Raw genomic sequence first — 22541 nt, 5'->3', positions numbered from 1 at the left:
TAAGGAACTCAGTCGTCCGTGAGCTCGAGGAGGAACGTCCGGTGACCTACGTCATCGCGGAGCCCTGTGTTGATGTGAAGGACAGGGCCTGCATCGAGGAGTGCCCGGTCGACTGCATCTACGAAGGCGGACGGATGCTCTACATCCAGCCTGACGAGTGCGTCGACTGTGGTGCGTGTGAGCCGGTCTGCCCGGTGGAGGCCATCTACTACGAGGACGATGTCCCCGAGCAGTGGAAGATCTACGCCGACAACAACGCGACGTTCTTCGAGGAGCTCGGCTCGCCGGGCGGCGCCTCGAAGGTCGGCGCCCTTGACTTCGACCCGCCCGCGGTCGCGGCCCTGGCCCCTCAGGGCGAGTCCTGACCGGTCCGGGGGAGTCGGCTGGACCGCCCCGGACGATTCGATCGCCGGGGCGGTCTCGGGTGCGGCTGCCCGACTTTCCGTGGGACCAGCTGGTCTCGTTCAAGGAGAAGGCGCGGTCTCACCCGTACGGCCTGGTGGATCTGTCCGTCGGTACGCCGGTGGACGCGACGCCACAGGTCGTGCAGCATGCGCTCGCGGCTGCCGCGGACGCTCCCGGCTACCCGCTGACCGCGGGGACGCCGGAACTGGTGGAGGCGGCGGCCGGCTGGCTGGCCCGTCGCCTCGGCGTGGTTGTCGAGCCATCGGCGGTGCTGCCGGTGCTCGGCACGAAGGAGCTGGTCGCCCAGCTTCCCTCCCAGCTTGGTCTGGAACCCGGGGACCGCGTCTGGGTCCCCACCCCCGCGTATCCGACCTATGAGGTCGGTGCCCTGCTGGCCCGCTGCGAGCCGGTGCTGGGGCCCGCCGAGGGCGTCACCCTGGTCTGGCTGAACTCGCCCGGGAACCCGACGGGGCGCGTCCTGTCGGTGGACGAGATGCGCGCGGTCGTCAACTGGGCGCGTGAGCGCGGTGTGATCGTGGCCAGCGACGAGTGCTACATCGAGCTCGGCTGGGAAGCCCGGCCGATCTCCGTGCTCCACCCCGACGTGTGCGGCGGATCCCACGAGGGTCTGCTGGCCGTGCACTCACTGTCCAAACGTTCGAACCTCGCCGGTTACCGGACGGGGTTCGTCGCCGGCGATCCGGAGCTTGTGCGCGGGCTGCTCCAGCTCCGCAAGCACGCCGGCATGATGATGCCGGCGCCGGTCCAGGCCGCGACCACGGCCGCGCTCGCCGACGACATGCACGTGGCCGACCAGCGGGCCCGGTACGCCAACCGGCGGGCGGTGCTGGCGGCCGCGCTGGCCGTCGCCGGTTTCACGATCGAGCACAGCGAGGCCGGCCTGTACCTGTGGGCGACCCGCGGCGAGGACTGCTGGGCCACGCTGGACGCCCTGTCGAGCGTGGGCATCCTGGTGGCTCCGGGCAGCTTCTACGGCGAGTCGGGCCGGCGTCATGTCCGCGTCGCGCTCACCGCACCGGACGCGCAGATCGCCACCGTTCCCGAGCGCATGACGATGCTGCCGTCGGTGGGCGGTCCGGCCGCTTCGGGTGGCTACGGCGGTGCGGGCGGCTACGGCGGTGCGGGTGGCCAGGGCGGGCAGCATGGCGCGGGCTCCGGCTGGGCTCCGCCGGCCGCCCCGGTGACCGGTGGCTACCAGGTTCGTCCGGAAGGTTATGGCGCGAGCGAGGCGGCACGCCCAGGCCCCGGTCCGGTGGGCGCGTTCGAGCGCTACCGGGCGGGTCAGCCCGATGCCGGCGGCCGGCCGCCCGGCGTGAACGAATACCGGGACGGGCGGGACCCGCACGGGGCCCAGCCAGCCGGCGGTGGGCCCTACCCCGAAAGCACACGCGGCGGGCACCAACCCGGGCACACCGGTCCGGGCGGCGCGCCGGTCTACGGCGCCGGGCCCGTGCCCGCGTCCGCCTCGCCATACCCGACGGGGCAGCTGCCACTTCCGCCGTACGAGACCGGCCAGACGCCGCTGCCCTACGCGGGGCAACCGTCCGTCCCGCCGTACGTGACCGGGCAGACGCCACTGCCGCCGTACGCGACCGGGCAGCTGCCGGTTCCGGATCACCTGTCCGGCCAGTCGCCGATGCCGTCGATGCCGCCATACCAGACCGGCCAGACCGCCATCCCGCGGCCGTACCCGACGGATCCGGCGGACGAGCGGGCCGCGCCGGGCCGTGCCGGCGGTGACCCCGCCGAGCACAACGGGTCCCGGGGCTGGCGAGCGGAGCCGGACATCCGCTGACCGGTCTGCCAGCTGGTCCGCTGGCTGGTCGGCGAGCCTGACCGGCGCCGACGCTTCCGAGCGCCGGTCATCGGGCGGACCGTAGGGTCTGAGGGGTGACCAGCGTGAGTGAGACGACGTTCGAATCCCCGCTTGACCGGGCCATCGACGACCTGTGGGAGCGCCGCGGCGAGCTGACCCCGGACGACACCCAGGCCAGGAAGACCATCGTCGGCGCGGTCGACGCCATCGACGCAGGTGAGGCCCGGGTCGCCCAGGTGGCCGCGGACGGCGCGGTCGTCGTCGACGAGCGGGCCAAGCGCGCGATCCTGCTGTCCTTCAAGGTCCTGCCGATGGTCGAGTCCGCCGCCGGCGACTTCCGGTTCCACGACCGCGTGCCGCTGAAGACCAGGTTCGACGGCGTCCGGGTGGTCCCGGGCGCGATCGTGCGGTGGGGTGCGCACGTGGAGCCGGGCGCCGTGCTGATGCCGAGCTACACCAACATCGGCGGCTACGTCGGCGCGGGCACCCTCGTCGACACCTGGGCGACCGTCGGCTCCTGCGCCCAGGTCGGGCGCAACGTGCACCTTTCCGGCGGGGTGGGCCTCGGTGGCGTGCTGGAGCCGCCGAGCGCCGTGCCGGTGGTGGTCGAGGACGACGCCTTCGTCGGCAGCCGCTGCATGGTGGTCGAGGGCGCGCGGGTACGGCGCGGGGCGAAGCTCGGCGCGGGCGCGATCCTCACCGCCTCCACGCATGTCTTCGACGCGGTCACCGGCGAGGAGTACCCGCGCGGGGAGGTCCCCGAGCGTGCGGTGGCGGTCGGCTCCAGCCGGGTCCGCTCGTTCCCGGCCGGGGACTTCGCCATGCCGTGCATCCTCGTCCTGCGAACCCTGGACGAAGGCGAGATCCACGACAAGCTCGCCCTGAACGACATCCTGCGGGAGCACGGGGTGGCCTCGTAACCTGACCGGCCGCCGCGCCGGTGGCCTGGGTCTCGCGCGCCGCGCCGCGCCGGGGCCCCGGGCCTCGCGCCGCCCTGGTGCGGGTGGTGCGTGCCCTGATGCGGGTGGTGCATGGACGTCGGTGGTGCCCCGGGCGCCATCCCGGGGCCGCGGCCACTAGGGTCGGTCGACATGGAGCTTGACCTGGCGCTTTCGGCGGGCGACCTGACCCGTGCCCTGGTGGACGTGCCGTCGGTCAGCGGTGACGAGGCCACCCTGGCGACCGCCGTCGAGAAGGCACTGCGCGCGGCGGGCGGCGATGACGGCAGCGGTGCCGGTGGTGCCGGTGCTGCCGGTGGTCTGGAGGTTCTCCGGGACGGCGACGCGGTGCTGGCACGCACCAACCGGGGCCTGCCGTCGCGGGTCCTGCTCGCCGGGCACCTCGACACCGTCCCCGTCGCGGCGAACCTGCCGTCCCGTCTCGACGGCACCCGCCTGTACGGCTGCGGGACGTCCGACATGAAGGCCGGGGTCGCCGTCATGCTGCGCCTCGCCGCGGCCGCCGGCGAGGGCGCGGCGACCCGGCACGACGTGACCTGGGTGTTCTACGACAACGAGGAGGTCGCCGCCGATCGTAACGGGCTGCGACGGATCACCTCCGGGCATCGCGACTGGCTGCAGGCCGACCTGGCGATCCTGATGGAGCCCACCGGCGGCGAGATCGAGGCCGGCTGCCAGGGAACGGTGCGCGTCGTGGCGACGACCCGTGGCCGCCGTGCCCACTCGGCTCGTTCCTGGCTCGGCGACAACGCGATCCACCGCGCCGGGGAGCTGCTGACCCGGCTTGCCGCCTACCAGCCCCGCTCCGTCACCCTGGACGGCTGCACCTACCGGGAAGGCCTGTCCGCGGTGCGGATCGACGGTGGCGTGGCGGGCAACGTGATCCCGGACGAGTGCCGGGTCACCGTCAACTTCCGCTTCGCTCCCGACCGGGACGTCCCGGCCGCTCTCGACCATGTCGCCCAGGTCCTGGACGGATTCGAGCTGTCCGTCGAGGACAGCGCCCGCGGGGCCTTGCCGGGGCTGTCCGCACCGGCGGCGGCCGCGTTCGTCGCGGCGACGGCCCGTACCCCGGCCGCCAAGTTCGGGTGGACGGACGTGGCGCGGTTCGCCGAGCTGGGCATCCCGGCGCTGAACTACGGCCCGGGCGACCCGAACCTGGCACACACCCGGGACGAGTACGTCGAGCTGGCGTTGATCGACGAAGCGGAGCGCGTGCTGCGGTCCTACCTGCTGAGCTAGCCGGCCTGCCAGTGCGCCGCTACCGCCGGTGCTGCCGAGGAAGCCGGTGCTGCCGAGGAAGCCGGTGCTGCCGAGGAAGACCTGAGGATTTTGGCTGTTGGAACGACCGAAATCCTCCGATCTTCGAGCGGTGACCTCGGGCCGCCGGTGCTGCCGAGAAAGACCTGAGGCTTCTGGTCGCTGGAACCACCGAAATCCTCAGATTTCCGCCCTGCTCCCCGATGACTCCTGGTTGCGCGAGGGCCCGACCGTCGTCGCCGAGGCAGCCGCCACCGCCCGCGCCTGATGGCCGGCGCGGGGCCCGTTTGCCGGCCTGCCCGCCTGCGCTGGGACGCGGCGGTGCCGGGAGAGGCGTCAACCGGTCGCGCGGGCGGACAGCGGTGCTGGCGGGATTTCCAGGCATCCGCCGGGCGTGCGTATGGTGCGGGATGTGAGCTCCTCCGCCAATGCTGATCCGCCGAGCGGCGGATCGACGTCCCCGCCGGTGGTCTCCGTGGCAGCGGAAGGCCTGGATGGGGACCGCGCGGACCAGGGGGCCGGTGTGGACCGTTCGGGGGATGCCCCCAAGGTGCCGGCGCCCACCGGCCCGGGCCAAGCGGGCCAAGCCGAGCAAGCGGGCCAAGCCGGGCAAGCCGGCCAAGCGGGCCAAGCCGAGCAAGCCGGCCAAGCCGCTCGACGAGCCGGGCAAACGGGTCGAGCTGGCGGGCTGCCGCCGGAGCAGCGCCGCGGGCCGGTGACCGCGCGGGGTGACCAGGTGCAGGCGTCCACCACCGACCAGCGGCTGCTCGGCACCCGCAGCCCCGCTTCGTTCGTCCACAGCGACCCCTGGCGGGTCCTGCGCATCCAGAGCGAGTTCGTCGAGGGCTTCGGCCTGCTGGCGGACCTGCCGCCGGCAGTCACCGTGTTCGGCTCGGCGCGGGTGGCCCGGGACGAGCCCGAATACGAGCTCGGGCGTCGGCTCGGGGCCGCGCTGGCCGACGCGGGCTACGCGGTGATCACCGGTGGCGGCCCGGGCGCGATGGAGGCGGTCAACCGGGGGGCCCGGGAGGCCGGCGGGCTGTCGATCGGCCTGGGTATCGAGCTGCCGTACGAGCAGAGCCTCAACGAATGGGTCGATCTCGGCGTCAGCTTCCGGTACTTCTTCGTCCGCAAGACGATGTTCGTGAAGTACGCCGAGGCCTTCGTCATCCTGCCCGGCGGCTTCGGCACGCTGGACGAGCTCTTCGAGGCACTGACCCTGCTGCAGACCGGAAAGGTCACCGGCTTCCCGATTGTGCTGATGGGCACCGGCTACTGGGCCGGCCTGCTGGACTGGCTGCGCTCGACGGTGCTCGGGGCCGCCCGGATCAAGCCCGGCGACCTCGACCTGGTGACCCTCACCGACGACGTCGACGAGGCGGTGGACGTCATCCTGCGGGGCACCGGCCGCGGCGCCGCCGGGGCCGAGGCCGCTGCCGCCGACAGCGCCGACGGCGCCGTGGGTGCCGGTACCGGTGCGGCCGGTGTCGCCGACAGCGCCGTGGATGCCGACAGCGCCGTGGATGCCGGCACCGGCGACGTGCCCGGGTTCGCCGGAGGCACGGACCACACCGGCCGGCCCCTCGGCACGGAACCGCGGTGAACATCTGCGTCTACTGTTCGTCCTCCGAGCTGATCGACCCCTCCTTCGTCCTGCTGGCGGCGGAGGTCGGCGCGGAGCTGGCGCGCCGCGGGCACACCTTGGTGTCCGGTGGCGGTTCGGTGTCCTGCATGGGCGCGGTGGCCAGAGCGGCCCGTGCCGGCGGCGCACACACGATCGGGGTCATCCCCGAGGCGCTGCTCGCGATGGAGGTCGGCGACACCGACTCGGACGAACTGATCGTCACGGCCACGATGCGTGAGCGCAAGGCGATCATGGATGGCCGCGCCGACGGGTTCCTGGCGCTGCCCGGTGGGCTCGGAACCCTGGAGGAACTGTTCGAGATCTGGGTCGCGGCGCTGCTCGGCCTACATGACAAGCCGGTCGTCGTGCTGGAGTCCGAGGGCGTGTTCACGCACCTGCGGCTGCTCGTCGACGACCTGGTCGGTCGCGGCTTCGTACGTCCGCAGGCCCGCGACACCCTGATCTGGGCGACGAGCATCACCGAGGCGCTTGACTTCGTCGAGGCCGGCGCGGCCGGCGGGAGCCGGTGGCTGCCAGCCGCGTCAGCTGGCTCGGCGGAGTCCGTGGAGTCCACGGGGGGCGAGTAGCGGCGGGTCAGACCACCAGCGGCGGGTCAGACCACCAGCGGTGGGTCAGACCACGCCTCGCCGCGCGATGCGCAGATCGACATCCCCCCGCAGCGCGGAAACCATCCGCAGCGTGCGCCAGGTGGCGATCACCTGGTGCGCGCGGAACACCCGCGCGCCGAGCCAGGCCGCGACCGCGGTCGCCGCGAGGGTCCCCTCCAGCCGCTGGTCCACCGGCGCGTCGAGCACCTCCCCGACGAAGTCCTTGTTGGACATCGCGACCAGGACCGGCCACCCGGTGGCCACCAGCTCCGGCAGCCGGCGGGTGGACTCCAGCGAGTGCCGGCTGTTCTTGCCGAAGTCATGCCCCGGGTCGATGAGCACCGCGTCGGGCCGGACGCCCAGCGAGACGGCTCGTTCGGCCAGCCCGGTGGTGGTGGCGGCGATGTCGGCGACCACGTCGTCGTAGGCGATCCGGTGTGGTCGGGTGCGTGGCGGCAGGTGGCCGGCGTGGGTGCACACCAGCCCGGTGCCGAACTCGGCGGCGACCTCGGCCAGCTCCGGATCCACGCCGCCCCAGGCATCGTTGAGCAGGTCGGCGCCCTCGCTCGCGACCACCCGCCCGACCTCGGCCCGCCAGGTGTCGACACTGATCACGATGTCGGGGTGGCGAGCCCGTACCGCGGAGACGAAGCCGCCGATGCGGCGCAGCTCCTCGGCGGCGTCGATCTCCTCGCCCGGGGCCGCCTTGACACCGCCGATGTCGATGATCCCGGCGCCACCGTCGACGGCGGTGTCCACGGCGTCGAGCGCGGCCGCCTCGCCGTAGGTCGCGCCGCGGTCGAAGAACGAGTCCGGGGTGCGGTTGACGATCGCCATGATGACGAGCTCGGACGGGCCGAACACCCGCCCGCCGAGCCGTAGCGGCCGGGGGAGGGCCGTACCGCCCGCATCGCTCGGATCGCCCGGATGCGCTGCGCCGTAGCCGGGTGTCGCCCCGCTGGCAGGCGTCGGACTGCTGGTCGGGGGAGATTCGGCGGCCACCCCGCCCACCCTGCCAGACCGGGCATGGACCCGACCAGACCGGCCGCGGTCCTCCCGTGGCCGGTTCACGGTCCTTTCGCGCCCGGTTCACGGTCCTTTCGTGGCGCTGCCGTCCGACGGGTGGGCGAATCCGCCGCCCGCCTGCGCGCATGGCACGATCGACCTTGTGGTGCTCATGGTGGAGGTCCTGCTGGTCGCGACGATCGTGTTCGTCGTGGCCGCACTGTCCGTCGGGCGGTTCGACCGGATGGCACCGGCTGTACCGGACGGCCCCCATGTCAGCCTGAGCGGCCGTGCGGTCGCCCCCGCCGACGTGGAGGGCCTGCGCTTCGGGATGGCCGTGCGTGGCTACCGGATGGCGGAGGTCGATGCCGTCCTGGCCCGACTCGCCGACGAGCTCGCATGGCGGGACGAGGAGATCGCACGCCGGGACGATGAGCTGGTCCGGCTCGCGGAGCTCGCACGGCTCGGTGGAACCGGCGGCGCTGAGCCGGCCGGGTGGAGTGTCGAGCCCGCCGAGTGGACTGAACCGGCCGAGCCCGCGGCGCGCGTCACACCCGTCCTGCCCGCCGGGGATGGGGTCGCCGGGCCCGCTGCCGGCGGGGACGCTGCCGGTGGGGACGATGCCCGCGAGGACGATGCCCGCCACAGTGGGTCCAACCAGGGCGACGCCAGCCGGCCCCGACACGTTTGGGGCGAGCCCGACCAGCCCGAAGCCTCTCCGGCCGAGGACGATGTCGATGGGCAACAGTAGTGAAACGCATCGGAGTAACTAGCGCAGACGTGCGGAGGTGGCCAGCAGGACATCGAGATCACGGCTCTGCCGTGACCGTTGTGATTCCCCGCTGGGACGTGTTTCGGTTTGCGGGCGGCTCTCCGGGATAATCGTCGTCAGACGCAGGTCCGACGGCAGGAAGAGGTGCACCGATGGCGGCCATGAAGCCGCGGACGGGTGACGGTCCGCTCGAGGTCACCAAGGAGGGGCGTGGCATCGTCATGCGCGTCCCGCTCGAAGGGGGCGGCCGACTCGTCGTCGAACTCACCGCCGACGAGGCGAGTGCGCTGGGAGATGCGCTCAAGATCGCTGTCGGTTAGGCCGGGGGTGGTCACTCACCACTCGTCAGGCCACTCGTCAGGCGGGCGTGTCCGCGGTGCGGTGAGCGGGGCATGAGCACGGTTGCCGTCGCATCGATGGCCGATCTCGCGGAGTCGAGGTACCGGGCTCCGCTCGTCCTGGTCACCTCCGACGACCACCCGTTGCTCGCATCCGTCGACCAGCCCGCGACGGGCCGGGAACCGGCCGCCGAGCCGGCTGTCGCCCCGGGTGAGGTGGGCGCGGTGGGTGCGGACTGTGCCGTTCTCGTGGTCGTGGTCGCCTCGGTCGATGGTGCTGTCGTCGTGCCTGACCGTGGTCGCCGCGCCTGCACGCGGGTCGGTGTCGACGTTGATCGGCTCATCGAGAACGAGGGTTTCCGGGCTGACACCGGTGGGTTGTTGACGGTTCCGCTGTCTCGGGCCGAACGTCCCTGGCGGCTGTTTCTGCTCGGCGTGGGTGCCGGTGAGGTCGCGGACTGGCGTTCGGCGGGGGCCGTCCTCGCGCGCCGGGCCGGAGCCAAGGGGCGGCCCTTCGTGGTCGCCGATCCGGATGCCGAGCGGGTGTACGCGTTCGTCGAGGGCCACGCGCTGGCCTCCTACCGCCTCGCCGACGTCGTCGCCGGTGCCGTCCCCGGCGGGGACCGCGCGGCCGGCGGGAGCGTGGCCGCGCGGGTCGTCGCGCCGTCGCCGGACGGGCCCGAGGCACCGGGCGGGCGGGACCAGCCGGCGGGGCAGGACGTCCAGCCGGACGGCGGGCAACAGGACGTGCCGGAGCCACAGCCGGCCACGGCGGACGAGGCGGCGGCCGACCCGCGGGCGGACCGGGTGCTGGTGCTGAGCCTGGAGCAGGCCGGCGACCCGGCGGTCGTGGACGCGGTGCGCCGGGCACGTGTCGTCGCGGACGCGGTCTGCCTGGCCCGCGATCTGATCAACATGCCGAGCCTCGTCAAGACACCGGCCTGGCTGGCTCACCAGGCGAAGCTGGTCGCCACCCAGGCTGGCCTGGACGTCGCGGTGCTCGACCGCGACGACCTGGTTCGGGAGGGCTTCGGCGGGCTGGTGGCGGTCGGCGGTGGGTCACCGCGCCCGCCGTTCCTGGTGCGGCTCACCTACGACGGTCCGCCCGGGCCCGAGGGCGTCGAGCCCGGGCATCGGGTGCTGGTCGGCAAGGGGATCACGTTCGACTCGGGTGGGCTGTCGCTCAAGCCGTCGGTCTCCATGGCAAGCATGAAGACCGACATGTCCGGCGCCGCGGCGGTGCTGGGCACGATGGCGGCGTTGCCCGAGCTGGCCGTGCCTGGCAAGGTCACCGGGCTGCTCTGCCTCGCGGAGAACCTCATCGGCGGGTCCGCGATGCGTCCCGGTGACGTGATCACCTGTTGGGGCGGGACCACGGTCGAGGTGCTCAACACCGATGCCGAGGGGCGCCTCGTCCTGGCCGACGGCCTGGCCTATGCCACCGCGACGCTGGAGCCCGACCAGATCGTCGACCTCGCCACCCTGACCGGTGCGATCACCGTCGCTCTGGGCCGGCGCACCGCCGGGCTGTTCTCCTCGGACGACACGCTCGCGGCCGAGCTCGCCGCGGCGTCCACCGCCGCAGGGGAGCGTGTGTGGCGGCTGCCGCTGACCGAGGAGTACCGCCCGGCGATCGACTCGCCCGTCGCGGATCTGGCGAACATCGGCCGGGCGATGGAGGTGAACGGCGGCTCGATCACCGCGGCGCTGTTCCTGCGGGAGTTCACCGGCGGTCGCGCCTGGGCACACCTGGACATCGCCGGCACGGCTCGCGCGGACTCCGACGACGGTGAGATCAGCCGTGGCGGCACCGGCTGGGGCGTCCGCACGCTGATCGCCTACCTGGCCGGGCCGGGGTCAGGCTGAGGGCGGCCGCGTCGTGCTCGGCGAACTGTTCGCCGAGCTCAGCGCGGCAAGCTGTCGCCGCGCCCACTGCAGGCTGTTCTTCTCCGGCATGACCGCGGGCCAGCCGGCGAGGGCGGCCTCGAGGGTGTACCGGTCCGTCGTCGCGAGCACCTCGACCAGCAGTTCCCGTACGTCGACCTGATCGACCCGGAGCTGGTCGAGGTAGCGCGCGAGGATGCCCCCCGGATGCGGCTCACGGACGATGTAGGCCTCGCCGGTGTCCGCGACCCAGCTCAGCCGGTAGGTGGAGTGCTTGTCGTCCTCGGTGGTCCAGCCATACCCGAAAGCGACCTCTTCGGACGTCTGCCGGCGCGGATCGGCATCGTAGAACTCGCGGATGTTCATGCGGTACGCCTGCCCCCGCGGGCGGTGCCGCACTCCCCGGATCCGGGCCTTCGGGCCCGGGGAGTGACGACCGGGCGCGACCCGCTAGGGTGACCCGCCGCCGATCCTCCCGAGGGCGGCCTGATACCCCGCCGCCATCGTCTCGGTGAGGATCAGCGACAGCCGCAGTACGATCCGGCCCTGCACGAACGTGTATTCGGCGGCTGGGTCGCCGCCGGCGGAGGGCGCGCTCAGCGCCGCGCCCCGGGCCTGGGCGACCTCCGGGGCGTGGAAGACCTCGATGGCGCCGCCCCGCTCGATCGCGTCGGCCGGCGCGCCCGCGATCTCGCTGGCGCTGACCCGGGTGTCGGTGAACGCGATCCGGCTGATGTAGCCGCCCGGACGGCCCAGGAGGGCGTCGGGGTCGTTCTGCGCGGTGTAGACGACGGTGGTCCGCAGTGGCAGCCCGCTGTTCGCCAGCATGATCGCGACCTGTTCGGCGGTCGGGCCGGTCGCCTGACCGGATGAGCCCGCTGCCGGATCGGTCTGGCTCGGGTCGGCCGGGCTCGCCGTCGGGGTGCCGGCGGTGGCTGCCGCGGACGGGACCGCGCCGCCGGTCGGCCCGCCCGTGGTGATCCTGTTCAGGACGTAGCCGGCGCCGCCGGCGAGCACCGCGATGCCCAGGAGGAAGGCGACCCAGCCCAGCCAGTTCTCGGCCGGCTCCCGCGGTGGCGGTGACGCCGGTGGCCGGGCCCGGTCGGAACCGGGGAATCCTCCGGTGCCCGGATAGGCCGGCCGGCTGGCCGCCCAGTTGCTGAACCCGTCGTCGCCGGTAGCCGGCGCCGGCCGGCCCGCCTGCCCGGTTCCGCGCACGGCCGCGGGCCCCGGCTCCCTGCCCGGTGCCGGTGTCGGATCGTCCGCGTAGTCGGCTCCGCCGGGATACCTCCCGCCGGAGCGCGCGGCCGGGTCGGTGAAACGACCTCGGTCGCGCGTTTCCGCCCAGCCGGCGCCTTCGTGATAGCCGGGCCGGGTGCCACGGGTGTTCGAGGCCGACACCTGCGGACCCCGGAACTGGTCGGACCGGGCGGCGGCGGCGGAGCGAGCGACGGGACCGGACCGATCGGAGTTGCCGGCGTAGCCGGCGTGGTCGGCGTGGTCGGGCCACTCGGGGTAGCCGGAGTGGTCGGCGTGGTCGGGCCACTCGGGGTAGCCGGAACGGGACGGCTCGCCGAACCCGCCGGGGTCGCCATCGCGGCTGTAGCCGTCGTCGAAACGACGACGATCCACCTGACCGCGCACCTGCTCACTCCCGGCTCGACGCTGTCGTCCGACCTGTGTCGACCGCCGCGGGCCCGACCCGGATCGGACGCCGCGACGGATCGTACGGGCGGACAAAATGTTCGCCCCGGCACAGAAGAGCCTAAACCGTAACCCAGTTCGAACGCTCCGCGCGCGAGCCGCCCGCTGGCCGGTACAGGTGGCTCGACTGGTTCGGGTGGTTCAGCCGACCGGTGACGACTTCGCGACGACCGCCACCAGCAGCCCATCCCCGGTCGTGAGGAGCATCTGGGTGAGCCGCGCGTCGTCCCGGACGGCGGTGGCCAGCTCGCGCACGGCGGTGACGTCCGGGCTGCGGGCCGAAGGGTCCGTCGTCTGGCCCCCGGCGAGCACCCCGGCGAACGCCACGACGCCGCCAGGCCGCAGCAACCGCAGCGCCTGTGTGAGGTACTCGGTGCTCTCCCGCCGGTCGGCGTCGCAGAACACCAGGTCGTAGGCGCCGTCGGTGAGTCGGGGGAGCACCTCCAGGGCGCGCCCGGTGATCAGCCGGCTGCGCCCCGGTGCCATCCCGGCGTCGGCGTAGATCCGGCGGGCCAGCCGCAGGTGCTCCGCCTCGACGTCGATGGTGGTAAGGGTTCCGTCCGGTCGCATCCCACGGAGCAGCCAGGTCCCGGATACACCGGTACCGGTTCCGATCTCGACGACCGCACGGGCACCCACGGAGGCGGCGAGGAAACGAAGCACCGCTCCGGCACCGGGGCTGACGGGGACGATCCCGACTTCCTCGGCGCGAGCGCGGGCAGCACGAAGAACGGGGTCTTCCAGGAGGAAGCCCTCGGCGTAGGCGACGGCAGATTCCCGTGCCGCGATGTCGATGTCCGGCATGACATCCGCAGCCTACGGGAACGGGAGACGAGACAGGAACGTTCGTCTTGGCAGTGCGCCCGTGTCGACTGGGTCGAGGGGAGAAAAATCGGTGTCCGCAGCGGGATTCGCCGCTCCCTGGCCGGCGCGTCGGGTACGTTCGTCGCGAACCGACCGAGAGGCGGCTGTGGCGGCGGAGGAGCTCGGGGCGGGTTCGGCCGTCCAAGGCGCGGCCGCCGCCCCAGAAATGAGTGCTTGGGTGCCCCCGTCCTGGGAGGACGTGGTTCGCGAGCACGGCAACCGGGTGTACCGGCTTGCCTATCGCCTGACCGGCAACGCCCACGACGCCGAGGACCTCACGCAGGACGTCTTCGTCCGGGTCTTCCGTTCCCTGGCTGACTACACGCCTGGCACCTTCGAGGGCTGGCTGCATCGCATCACCACGAACCTGTTCCTGGACCGGATGCGCCGCCAGCAGAAGATCCGGTTCGACGCGCTCCCGGAGGACACCGAGCGGCTGGCTGGTCGGGAGGCGAGCCCGGAGGCGGTCTACGCCGAGAGCCATCTGGACGCGGACGTGGAGGCGGCGCTCGCCGCGCTGCCGCCAGACTTTCGGGCCGCGGTCGTGCTGTGCGACATCGAGCAGCTCTCGTACGAGGAGATCGCGCAGACCCTCGGGGTCAAGCTGGGCACCGTGCGCAGCCGGATCTCCCGCGGGCGGGCGATGCTGCGGGCGGCTCTCGCCGACCGGGCGCCGCGGGCGGCGATGGCCACCGAAGGCCCCGAGAGCGCTTCGCTGGCCGCGGCTGCCGGTCCCGCTTCCGCGCAGGCGCTCTCCGCCGCCGATCCGGGCGGCTGGGAGCACAACGTCGCCGAGCCGGAGCCGGCTGGGCGTGGCGAGGGGTCGTTCGCCGACGGTGTCACCGAGCCGGAGCGGTCGGGCCGGCGCGGTCGCCGGAGCGAGCGTCGCCGTGGTCCGGTGAGCAGTACCGTCGGTCCCGAGGGCGGTGCTCCTCGGGAGCGGCGGGCGTGAGCAGTCATCTGGGCGTGCTTGTCACCCCCCTGGTCGACGGGCAGCTCGGTCATGACGACCGTGACCGAGCCCTGGCACATCTCACCCGTTGTCCCGCATGCCAGGCTGAGGTTGCCGAGCAGCGATTCCTCAAAGCCCGGCTGGTTGGGCTCGCCGAGCCTTCCCTGCCGAGCGGGCTGGCCGCGAACCTGCTTGGCCTGGGCGCACGTGAGTACCAGGCCGCGCTGCGGGCCACCCCGGCGTCCTCGGCGCCGCGCCCGATGATCGGCGCGGCGAGCGGCTTCGTCGCGGCGCGCCCCGTTGTGCGCGGGCCGGCCGCGGAGCTCACCGCGGCTGGCTCCCGGCCGGATGGCCTGACCCGGGCGCCGCGTCCGTTCCGGCCTGCCGGCCCGTTCGCGGGTGGTGGCGTGAGCCTTGTGCGGCCGGCGGCGGGGGCGGGGCGGCCGCCGGGTGGTGCGCGTGGGCGGTCCGCCTGGTCGGTGCCGGGTGGAGTGCTCTGGGTGGCTGCCAGCGGAACGACGAGGGGCGCGGGCCCGTCGGCTCGGCGTCCCGCGCCGCACCCACGATCGGGCAACCGGAGCCGTATGCGCCGCACCCTTGTCGGCTCGGCGGCCGTGATGCTGCTCGCGGTCAGTGGTTCGGCGCTCGCGGACGCGGGTGCGGTCGTCCGCCCCTCCGACCTGCCGGCGATACCCGCACCGACCAGCGCGGCCGCGATTCCGGCCAAGGCTCCGGCGATCAACATGATGCGTCCGAGCCCGATGATCGCCACGGTCTCGTTCCCGCGGCCCTGACCGGGGCGGTGCGGCGGCGGCGCTCCGCACGGCTGCCGACCGCGTGAGCCGATCTCGATCCGCCGTTCACTGATCATTTGATGCCCGACCGGGCTAGCTCAAATGTCGACGAATCTTCATTTTCCCCAATGAATGCGGCAGATGGCCGCCGCCGGGTGCATGAACGCCGCGCTTCCCTCACGATGAGTTACCGCGCTGGGGGGCGCGGAGGGAATTCATGCCCGCTGACCTTCCTGTGCCTGTCTGGCACCCTTTACCGTGTTGTCCGCCTGGTTGGCCGGATCGTGCCTCGGCCCGCAGGAAGCCCGCGGTCTTCAGCGTGGCGCTCGGGCACTTCGGGGAGGGCATGTGGACAGCACCGGCGACGACCAGACCACAGATGCCCGTCCTGGCGTGGGATCGTCACGGGGTGCTCCGGTGGTCCGGCCGCCGCGGCTGCGTCCACCCGCGGCCGAGGGCACCGCTCCGTCACCGGGCGGCGCCGACCGTCCCGTCCCGACGGCGCTGCCGCTGTACGGACCTGAACGCCGTCCGGCCGGCTCCGCACCGGCGGCCGACAGGCGTCCGGTGACCGATCAGCGTGCAGGGGCGGATCGGCGTCCAGCGGTGGGCGAGCGCGCAGCGGCGCGGCAGGACGCGTCCACGTCCGCAGCGGCGTCCGCGCCCGGGTCCGGGTCAGCCGCCGCTCCGGCCGCGAACCGTGCCGCGGCTGCGGGGCGTCCGGTCACCGCCCGGGTTCGGCCTGGCCGGCGGGATGATCCTTTCCCCTCGGCGGCGCGGACTCCACCGGTGACTCCGGCCGTGCCGGCTCGCGGCAGGTCCGCGGAGACCTCGGCCCGCAGGCCCGCGGGCGCGGAGACCGCAGCCAGCGAGCCTGTGGATGCTCCGGCTGACCGGCCGGCGGACGCCCCGCAGGGCAGGTCCGCGGCCACTCCGGGCGCCAGGGCGGCGGATGCTCCGTCCGACCTGGCCGCCGATGCTCCGGCCGCCAGGGCCGCCGATGCGTCGACGACCAGCGCCGCCCAGACCCCGGCGGCGGAGACGGCATCCGGGTCGGGGCGCGGGCCGAACCAGCCCAGACCGGGGCACGAGAGCCGCGCGAAGCCGGCCCACCGACCGCCGTTCGTCGAACCGGTGCGCCCGCCGTCACAGGTCAGGGGAGGTCCGCCCACCACGCGTGAGACGACGCCGCCGGCCAGTCGCGCGGATCCGGCCGGTCGCGCGGATCCGGCCGGTCGCGCGGATCCGGCCGGTCGCGCGGATCCGGCCGGTCGCGCGGATCCGGCGGCCGAGGGTACGGATGGGACCGGCGGCGCCGGCGGTACCCCGCCGAGGAGGCCTGTCAGCAGTGCTCCGGCAGCGCCGGAGAAGAACCCCGTCGCTCGCCCGGGCGCGTCGGCGGCGTCTCCTGAGGGTCGCGAACGGCGGCCCGGCCCGTCCCGCGGCCTGTTCGAAAGCGCACGCGGCGACTGGTCCGCGTCGCCTTCGTCGCCCGCGCGGCCGCGTCCGACCGGAGTGGGGCCGGCTGCCACCCCGCGCGATGCGGGGGAGGCACGGCGGGCAGCGAGACTCTCGCCCGGCGGAGCCGGCCAGGACAGCACCTCCCGTGAGGCGACGCGAGAGCCGTCTCGTGAGACGGCGAACAACACAGCACGGGAGGGCACCGCACGGACCGTGCCCGCCGCGGACGTGCCCTCCCGGCCGGATACGACCTCTCGTGCGGATACGACCTCTCGGCCGGACAGGACCTCTCGGCCGGACACGACGTCACGGCCGGACACGACGTCACGGCCGGACACGACGTCACGGCCGGACACGACGTCACGGCCGGACACGACGTCACGGGTGGACGCGACCTCTCGGCCGGACGCGACATCTCGGGCGGACAGGACCCCTCGGCCGGACACGACGTCACGGGCCGACACGACGTCACGGGCCGACACGACGTCACGGGCCGACACGACGTCACGGGCCGACACGACGTCACGGGTGGACACGACGTCACGGGCCGACACCGGGCGTGCCCGTGGCGATCGCCCGGATGAGCTGCCCAGGGAGTCGGGCCGGACCTCGGGTGACTGGTCGGGCGCGGGGCGGCCCGCGCAGACGACCACCACCCGGGCCCCAAGCCGGCCGTCAGCCGACCCGTTCATGGATCTGGTGTCCCAACGACGCCCGCCGCGCCCGACCACACCGCCTCCGTCGGAACTTACGGGGGCGGCCCCGCCCGGCAGATCGGGTACGGCCGGAACGCCCGGCGCGCCGGGTGACGGCCCGTCCGCCGGCGGCAGAAGGCCAGCGCAGCCGGCGGGAGCGACGGGCGCGGCGCCCGGGTCACTCGACGGGGCGACCGGCGCGGCCGCCCAGCACCATCGTGTCCCCGCATCGCGGCCGGTCCACAGCCGCCGGGCACTCGTCATCACCGCAGTGATCGCGGGTCTGCTCGGCGGGGTGGTCGGTGGCGGGACGATCGCCGCGGTGACGGACGAGTCGGCGCAGACGTCGGGGCCGGGCGCGTCCGCCGAGGCGGCACCCACCGTCATCGACCCCGGCTCGGTGGCGGACGTGGTGGCCCGGGTGATGCCGTCGGTGGTGACCATCGATGTGACCGCCGGCGAGGAAGGCGGAAACGGTTCAGGGGTGATCATCCGTTCCGAGGGTTACGTGCTCACGAACAATCACGTGATCTCACCGGCCGTCGCCGCGGGCGGCCAGATCGTGGTGACGCTGGGCTCCGACACGGAGCCCAGGCCGGCCGAGGTCGTCGGCCGGGACGCGCGTTCCGACCTCGCCGTGCTGCGGATCCCCGGCGTGACCGGGCTGACGGCCGCGACACTGGGCCGTTCCGGCTCCCTGGTGGTCGGCGCGCCGGTGATCGCGATCGGAGCGCCGTTCGGCCTGTCCGGGACGGTGACGACCGGAATCGTCAGCGCCCTGGACCGCAATCCGAGCGTGCCGGTCGACGGCGGCGGGGCCTCGGTCATCATCGGAGCGATCCAGATCGACGCGGCCATCAACCCCGGGAACTCCGGCGGGCCGTTGCTCGACGCGGCCGGGCAGGTGGTGGGCCTCAACACGGCGATAGCCACCGTGCCCGGGGCGACGACGCAGTCAGGCAGTGTGGGCGTCGGCTTCGCGATTCCGATCGACTACGCGGCCTCGGTCGCCGACGAGATCATCCGTACCGGTAGGGCGACGCATCCCTATCTCGGGGTGTCGGCGGCCACCGTCACCGCGGCCGAGGCGCGGGCCCGCGGCACCAGAGCGGGGGCGATCATCCGTGAGGTCGATTCGACCGGGCCGGCGGCCGCGGCGGGGCTGACCCTGGGGGACATCATCACCCAGGTCGACGGGATGGCCGTCAACAGCACGAACGACATGACGGCGGCGACTCGGCTGCACCGGGTCGGCGACTCGGTCACCGTCACCTTCTGGCGTGCCGGTGCCGAGCGTACGACGCGGGTGGTACTTCAGGAACAGCCGGGCTGACCACCACAAAGGTGGGGGTGAGAACAGAGCAGGTCGTGGGCCTGCGAGAGGTAACAGGACATCTGTTCGTCATGTCGGAACCCTTCGCCGGCAACGGCAGGGGAGGTACTCTGGCCGAGTGTTCAATGGCGTCGGATGGGGCGAGGTAGCTGTTCTGCTCCTGATCGGGCTTTTCGTCTTCGGGCCCGACCGGTTGCCGAAGGCTGCCCGTGACGCTGGCCGGATGCTGCGTCAGTTCCGCCAGATGGCGAACGGGATGCGCAACGACCTGCGGTCGGAGCTGGGCCCCGAGCTCGCTGATCTGGATATCCGGGATCTGCACCCCAAGACCTTCGTGCGTAAGCATCTGTTCGAGGGCGAAGATGATCCGTTCGGCTACCCGGCCGGCAAGCGGACCATCGATTCGCTGCTCGGCGAGGACGATGCGCCCGCCGCACCCTCGCTGACGAAGGATCGTCTGCCGCAGGCCGGCTCCGAGACGTCCCTGACGAAGCCGGCTCCGCGCCCGTCGCTGACCAAGTCGAGCCCGGCCGCGGGGCGTCCGGTCGCCACCGGCACCACTCCCGCCGTGCGCTCCGAGCCTCCCGCCGACTCGGCGCCGTTCGATTCGGACGCCACCTGAGCGACCAGCGGGACCTCGCAACGTCGGAAGCTTCGGTCTCCGCGCCGGAGCCCACTCCGGGAGCGATTCGTCCGCCGCGAATCGACCTGCACGCCCATTCCACCGCATCGGATGGCGTGCTCACACCTGATGAGCTGGTCCGGTCCGCCGCGGCGGCCGGCGTGGACGTCCTCGCCCTCACCGATCACGACACCACCGGCGGGCTCGACCGGGCCGCCGCCGCGCTGCCCGCCGGGATGACGTTGCTGCCTGGTGCCGAGATCTCCTGTTCGGTGCAGGTCAGTGGGCGGCGGATCGCACTGCATGTTCTCGCCTACCTGTTCGACCGGGCCGAGCCGCGGTTCGCCGCCGCGCGCGCCCGGCTGCGTGACGAACGGGCGAACCACGCCCGCCGGATGGTGGAGCGGATTGCCGCCGCGGGTCATCCGGTGCGCTGGGAGCGGGTCCAGGAACTGGCCCGCGGCACGGTCGGCCGCCCGCACGTGGCCGCGGCGCTCGTCGACGCGGGCGTCGTGCCCACCGTGGAGGCCGCGTTCACCCGGGAGTGGATCGGCTCCGGGGGGCGGTTCTGGCTCCCGAAACAGCCGCCCGACGTCTGGGAGACGCTGCGGATGATCCGGGCGGCGGGGGGCGTCAGCGTGTTCGCCCACCCGTTCGCCAGCGCCCGTGGCGACACCGTGGGGCCCGAGGTGATCGTGGGCATGGCGCGCGCCGGGCTGACCGGTGTCGAGGTGGACCATCCCGACCACACCCCGCCGGACCGGGAGCGGTTGCGGGCGCTGGCCGCTGAGCTCGATCTGGTGGTCACCGGGTCGAGTGACTTCCACGGTGGTACGGGCGACCGCAGGGTTCTCGGGTCGGAGAGCACGTCGCGGGAGTCGTACGAGGCGCTGGTCGCCAGGGCGAGCGGGGCAGCTCCGATCACCGGGTGAACCGATCACCCCGGTGGCCGCTGTTCCGGCACCTCGGTCTCAGTGCCCAGCGTCTCAGCCGCCTCAGTGCCTCAGTGCCTCAGTGCCTCAGTGCGTGGCGGGCGGGATGTCCGACGTCCCCAGCCGCCCCAGAAGCTCGGCGATGACGTCCTGTTCCTCGGGTGTGAAGTGGTTCAGGACGTGGCGTGCGACCCCCCGCAGATGGGTGCCGGACGCGTCGCGCAGCCGGCTGAACCCCGCGTCGGTGAGGACGGCCAGCGTTCCGCGCGCGTCCGACGGGCAGGACCGCCGCTCCACCAGCCCCTCCCGTTCCATGCGGTCGACCAGCCGGGTCAGCCCGCTGCGGGAGAGCAGCACCTTGTGGGCCAGCTCGCTCATCCGGAGCTGGTGGTCGGGGGCTTCGGAGAGCTGCACGAGCACGTCGTAGAAGGCGAGCGGCAGTTGGTGCGCGGCGTCGAGCTCGGCCTCCAACAGGCGGGTCACGTGGGCGTGTGCCCTCAGCAGCTGCCGCCAGGCCCGCATGCCGCGGGCATCCACGACCTCGCCGGCTCTGCCCACATCTCCGGCTCTGGCCACATCTCCGGCTCCGGCCACGGTCGAGTTGTCCCGCACCACGTCGATCCGCCCCACGCCGATCAGAGTACGACGCGGTGACCCGCTGGGTCCGCGTCGAAGCCCGGCGTGCTATGCCCCCCACCGCCGAGCCGGCCCGAGGGGCCGATGGGCGGCTATCGTGGAACGAGGTCGCGCCAGGTGAGTAACCGACCCGCGGCCCACGGCCGTGAAGTCCCAACGGCTGTGCGATCACTGATGCACGATCACTGGCATACGAGAACCACCCGACAGCGCCGGATCCGGCTGCGTGCCACCGGCGCCCCCAGCCCCCGCTTTGCAGCACATCCGCGGTCCCACACGGCCGAGGATGTCGACCCGCGACTGAGGTTTCCCTTGTCACCAGCCCTGCCTTCGTCCGACGCCATCCAGTCCGCCCTGGCGACAGTGCTGGACCCGGAGATCGGGAAGCCGATCACCGATCTGGACATGGTGGAATCGGTCCACGTCCGCGACGACGGTTCCGTCGACGTGAACGTGCTGCTGACCGTCTCCGGCTGCCCGATGCGTGATGAGATCACCTCCCGCGTCAGTCGCGCCGTCAGCGGTGTCGACGGCGTCCGGGACGTCCGGGTGGCGCTCGGAGTCATGACCCCCGAGCAGCGCACGGCCCTGCACGAGAAGGTGCGCGGCGGCGCGGCGCAGCGGGTCATCCCGTTCGCCCAGCCCGGTTCCATGACCCGCGTGTACGGCATCGCCAGCGGCAAGGGCGGGGTCGGCAAGTCGTCGGTCACCGTGAACCTGGCCGCGGCGATGGCCCGCTCGGGACTGTCCGTCGGTGTCCTCGACGCCGACATCTACGGCCACTCCGTCCCGCGGATGCTCGGCATCGATCGCCCGCCGACGCAGGTCGAGAAGATGATTATGCCCCCGCAGGCGCACGGGGTGCGGGTCATCTCCACCGGCATGTTCACCCGTGGGAACGAGCCGGTCACCTGGCGTGGCCCCATGCTGCACCGTGCCCTCGAGCAGTTCCTGTCGGACGTCTTCTGGGGCGACCTCGACGTCCTGCTCCTCGACCTGCCGCCCGGCACCGGTGACATCGCGATCTCGCTGGCCCAGCTGGTTCCGACGTCCGAACTGCTGCTCGTCACCACGCCGCAGCTCGCGGCCACCGAGGTCGCCGAGCGTGCCGGCACGATCGCCGTTCAGACCCACCAGAACGTGATCGGTGTGGTCGAGAACATGGCCTACATGCCCTGCCCGCACTGCGGCGAGCGGGTGGACGTCTTCGGCGAGGGCGGTGGCGCGGCCGTCGCGGAGCGCCTGACCCGGGTGCTCGGCCACGACGTGCCGTTGCTCGCCCAGATCCCGGTGGACGTCCGGCTGCGCCAGGGCGGCGACGATGGCAAGCCGCTGGTCCTCTCCGAGCCCGACTCCGAGGCCGGCAAGGCGCTGCGCGCCGTCGCCGAGCGGCTCACCTTCCGCTCCCGCGGCCTGTCCGGCCGTTCGCTGGGCATCAGCCCCGCCGGCCGGGCCTGAGCCCAGGCCGGTCGTAGCCGGCTGGGGAAGGATCATCGGCGGGCGCGTCGGACCAGCTCGCCGCACGCCGCCCGTCGCTGCTGCTGAGCAAGGGTCGCCAGGCCGCTGCGCTGGCCTCCACGGATGCAGGGAAAAATAGGGCCGGGTCGCCTGGTAAGCCGGTGATTCTGTGATGCCGGTGAGCTCGTGAAGCAAGGCTGGCGATGGAGGCCGGTTCCGGGACTACGGTTTGTGCCATGGCAGCCGCCCCTGGCGGCTGCCGGGAGCACGTGTGTCAGATTCGCCCGTTCCCTGGTCTCTCCAGGCGACCCGATGTCCACCGATGGTCATCGGGTCGAAGGGGGCGGCGTTGGGCCGGCAGGACGTCAAGGACGAGGTCATCTACCTGCGGGCGGCCG

Annotated in this window: 22 protein-coding genes; 16 read left to right on the top strand and 6 right to left on the bottom strand. The window is 73.1% G+C overall.

Annotated elements, in window-relative coordinates:
• The first annotated feature begins 41 nt into the window (after positions 1 to 41).
• The 7 genes from fdxA (at position 42) to AWX74_RS25645 (ending at position 6672) form a co-directional block, all read left to right on the top strand.
• On the top strand, positions 42 to 365 hold the full coding sequence (gene fdxA, locus AWX74_RS25670; RefSeq protein WP_054565192.1) for a ferredoxin: 324 nt from the start codon (positions 42 to 44) through the stop codon (positions 363 to 365).
• 59 nt (positions 366 to 424) lie between these two features.
• Positions 425 to 2221, top strand: a complete 1797-nt coding sequence (gene dapC, locus AWX74_RS25665) for a succinyldiaminopimelate transaminase (RefSeq protein ID WP_091282087.1) — start codon at positions 425 to 427, stop codon at positions 2219 to 2221.
• 104 nt (positions 2222 to 2325) lie between these two features.
• A complete protein-coding gene (locus AWX74_RS25660) occupies positions 2326 to 3162 on the top strand; it encodes a 2,3,4,5-tetrahydropyridine-2,6-dicarboxylate N-succinyltransferase (protein WP_193209812.1) in 837 nt (278 codons plus the stop codon).
• 171 nt (positions 3163 to 3333) lie between these two features.
• A complete protein-coding gene (gene dapE, locus AWX74_RS25655; RefSeq protein ID WP_091282358.1) occupies positions 3334 to 4443 on the top strand; it encodes a succinyl-diaminopimelate desuccinylase in 1110 nt (369 codons plus the stop codon).
• 557 nt (positions 4444 to 5000) lie between these two features.
• Positions 5001 to 5180, top strand: coding sequence for a hypothetical protein (locus tag AWX74_RS40205; protein WP_165615788.1), 180 nt, complete (start codon positions 5001 to 5003; stop codon positions 5178 to 5180).
• Positions 5177 to 6064, top strand: a complete 888-nt coding sequence (locus AWX74_RS25650; protein ID WP_242666422.1) for an LOG family protein — start codon at positions 5177 to 5179, stop codon at positions 6062 to 6064. Before AWX74_RS40205 ends, AWX74_RS25650 begins: the two co-directional genes overlap by 4 nt.
• Positions 6061 to 6672, top strand: coding sequence for an LOG family protein (locus AWX74_RS25645; protein ID WP_091282080.1), 612 nt, complete (start codon positions 6061 to 6063; stop codon positions 6670 to 6672). The genes AWX74_RS25650 and AWX74_RS25645 overlap by 4 nt, the downstream gene beginning before the upstream one ends.
• 45 nt (positions 6673 to 6717) lie before the next feature.
• On the opposite strand, the gene folP is transcribed toward AWX74_RS25645, so the two are convergent.
• Positions 6718 to 7695, bottom strand: coding sequence for a dihydropteroate synthase (gene folP / locus AWX74_RS25640; protein ID WP_207550415.1), 978 nt, complete (start codon positions 7693 to 7695; stop codon positions 6718 to 6720).
• Positions 7696 to 7795: 100 nt separating this feature from the next.
• On the opposite strand from folP, the gene AWX74_RS25635 reads away from it, so the two are divergent.
• From AWX74_RS25635 to AWX74_RS25625, 3 genes are all read left to right on the top strand, one after another.
• A complete protein-coding gene (locus AWX74_RS25635; protein ID WP_242666421.1) occupies positions 7796 to 8449 on the top strand; it encodes a DivIVA domain-containing protein in 654 nt (217 codons plus the stop codon).
• A gap of 173 nt (positions 8450 to 8622) precedes the next feature.
• A complete protein-coding gene (locus tag AWX74_RS25630; RefSeq protein WP_006544345.1) occupies positions 8623 to 8790 on the top strand; it encodes a DUF3117 domain-containing protein in 168 nt (55 codons plus the stop codon).
• Positions 8791 to 8862: 72 nt separating this feature from the next.
• Positions 8863 to 10674 (top strand): leucyl aminopeptidase family protein, encoded by a 1812-nt coding sequence (locus AWX74_RS25625; RefSeq protein ID WP_091282075.1) that lies wholly within the window; start codon positions 8863 to 8865, stop codon positions 10672 to 10674.
• Here AWX74_RS25625 and AWX74_RS25620 read toward each other — a convergent pair.
• The 3 genes from AWX74_RS25620 to AWX74_RS25610 all read right to left on the bottom strand — a co-directional run bounded on the left by AWX74_RS25620 (position 10666) and on the right by AWX74_RS25610 (position 13200).
• On the bottom strand, positions 10666 to 11058 hold the full coding sequence (locus AWX74_RS25620) for a hypothetical protein (RefSeq protein WP_091282348.1): 393 nt from the start codon (positions 11056 to 11058) through the stop codon (positions 10666 to 10668). The genes AWX74_RS25625 and AWX74_RS25620 overlap by 9 nt on opposite strands.
• 84 nt (positions 11059 to 11142) lie before the next feature.
• On the bottom strand, positions 11143 to 12324 hold the full coding sequence (locus tag AWX74_RS25615; protein WP_131799535.1) for a hypothetical protein: 1182 nt from the start codon (positions 12322 to 12324) through the stop codon (positions 11143 to 11145).
• A 213-nt stretch (positions 12325 to 12537) separates the two neighbouring features.
• Positions 12538 to 13200: an O-methyltransferase gene (locus AWX74_RS25610; protein WP_054565186.1), complete on the bottom strand. Its 663-nt coding sequence runs from the start codon at positions 13198 to 13200 to the stop codon at positions 12538 to 12540.
• A gap of 166 nt (positions 13201 to 13366) precedes the next feature.
• On the opposite strand from AWX74_RS25610, the gene sigE reads away from it, so the two are divergent.
• Complete coding sequence (gene sigE, locus AWX74_RS25605) at positions 13367 to 14212, top strand: RNA polymerase sigma factor SigE (protein WP_242666420.1); 846 nt, start codon at positions 13367 to 13369, stop codon at positions 14210 to 14212.
• On the top strand, positions 14209 to 15006 hold the full coding sequence (locus tag AWX74_RS25600) for a zf-HC2 domain-containing protein (RefSeq protein ID WP_091282064.1): 798 nt from the start codon (positions 14209 to 14211) through the stop codon (positions 15004 to 15006). Before sigE ends, AWX74_RS25600 begins: the two co-directional genes overlap by 4 nt.
• Positions 15007 to 15581: 575 nt before the next feature.
• Here the strand turns inward: AWX74_RS25600 and AWX74_RS39575 are convergent.
• Entirely contained in the window at positions 15582 to 16178 is a 597-nt protein-coding gene (locus AWX74_RS39575) for a hypothetical protein (protein WP_131799534.1), read from the bottom strand.
• An 817-nt stretch (positions 16179 to 16995) separates the two neighbouring features.
• Between AWX74_RS39575 and AWX74_RS25590 the strand changes: the two genes are divergently transcribed.
• The 3 genes from AWX74_RS25590 to AWX74_RS25580 all read left to right on the top strand — a co-directional run bounded on the left by AWX74_RS25590 (position 16996) and on the right by AWX74_RS25580 (position 20049).
• A complete protein-coding gene (locus tag AWX74_RS25590) occupies positions 16996 to 18495 on the top strand; it encodes a S1C family serine protease (RefSeq protein WP_242666419.1) in 1500 nt (499 codons plus the stop codon).
• Between the two features lie 118 nt (positions 18496 to 18613).
• Positions 18614 to 19117: a Sec-independent protein translocase protein TatB gene (tatB, locus tag AWX74_RS25585; protein ID WP_091282053.1), complete on the top strand. Its 504-nt coding sequence runs from the start codon at positions 18614 to 18616 to the stop codon at positions 19115 to 19117.
• A gap of 65 nt (positions 19118 to 19182) precedes the next feature.
• The gene (locus AWX74_RS25580) at positions 19183 to 20049 is read left to right on the top strand and encodes a PHP domain-containing protein (protein WP_114476422.1); all 867 of its coding nucleotides are present in this window, start codon (positions 19183 to 19185) and stop codon (positions 20047 to 20049) included.
• 87 nt (positions 20050 to 20136) lie between these two features.
• On the opposite strand, the gene AWX74_RS25575 is transcribed toward AWX74_RS25580, so the two are convergent.
• Positions 20137 to 20571 (bottom strand): MarR family winged helix-turn-helix transcriptional regulator, encoded by a 435-nt coding sequence (locus AWX74_RS25575; protein ID WP_193209943.1) that lies wholly within the window; start codon positions 20569 to 20571, stop codon positions 20137 to 20139.
• Between the two features lie 426 nt (positions 20572 to 20997).
• Here AWX74_RS25575 and AWX74_RS25570 point away from each other — a divergent pair, with 426 nt between their 5' ends.
• Positions 20998 to 22143, top strand: a complete 1146-nt coding sequence (locus AWX74_RS25570) for an Mrp/NBP35 family ATP-binding protein (RefSeq protein ID WP_054565180.1) — start codon at positions 20998 to 21000, stop codon at positions 22141 to 22143.
• Positions 22144 to 22541: the final 398 nt, after the last annotated feature.

The sequence above is a fragment of the Parafrankia irregularis genome (assembly GCF_001536285.1).
GTDB classification, from domain to species: Bacteria; Actinomycetota; Actinomycetes; order Frankiales; family Frankiaceae; genus Parafrankia; species Parafrankia irregularis.
This window is presented reverse-complemented; position numbering and strand designations above follow the sequence as displayed.

What these genes read in the sequence shown, in the direction of transcription:
- AWX74_RS25610 (WP_054565186.1), bottom strand. Translation starts at nt 13,200, where the DNA reads ATGCCGGACATCGACATCGCGGCACGGGAATCTGCCGTCGCCTACGCC.
- AWX74_RS40205 (WP_165615788.1), top strand. Translation starts at nt 5,001, where the DNA reads ATGCCCCCAAGGTGCCGGCGCCCACCGGCCCGGGCCAAGCGGGCCAAG.
- AWX74_RS25620 (WP_091282348.1), bottom strand. Translation starts at nt 11,058, where the DNA reads ATGAACATCCGCGAGTTCTACGATGCCGATCCGCGCCGGCAGACGTCC.
- dapE (WP_091282358.1), top strand. Translation starts at nt 3,334, where the DNA reads ATGGAGCTTGACCTGGCGCTTTCGGCGGGCGACCTGACCCGTGCCCTG.
- AWX74_RS25575 (WP_193209943.1), bottom strand. Translation starts at nt 20,571, where the DNA reads ATGCGGGCCTGGCGGCAGCTGCTGAGGGCACACGCCCACGTGACCCGC.
- AWX74_RS25625 (WP_091282075.1), top strand. Translation starts at nt 8,863, where the DNA reads ATGAGCACGGTTGCCGTCGCATCGATGGCCGATCTCGCGGAGTCGAGG.
- AWX74_RS25630 (WP_006544345.1), top strand. Translation starts at nt 8,623, where the DNA reads ATGGCGGCCATGAAGCCGCGGACGGGTGACGGTCCGCTCGAGGTCACC.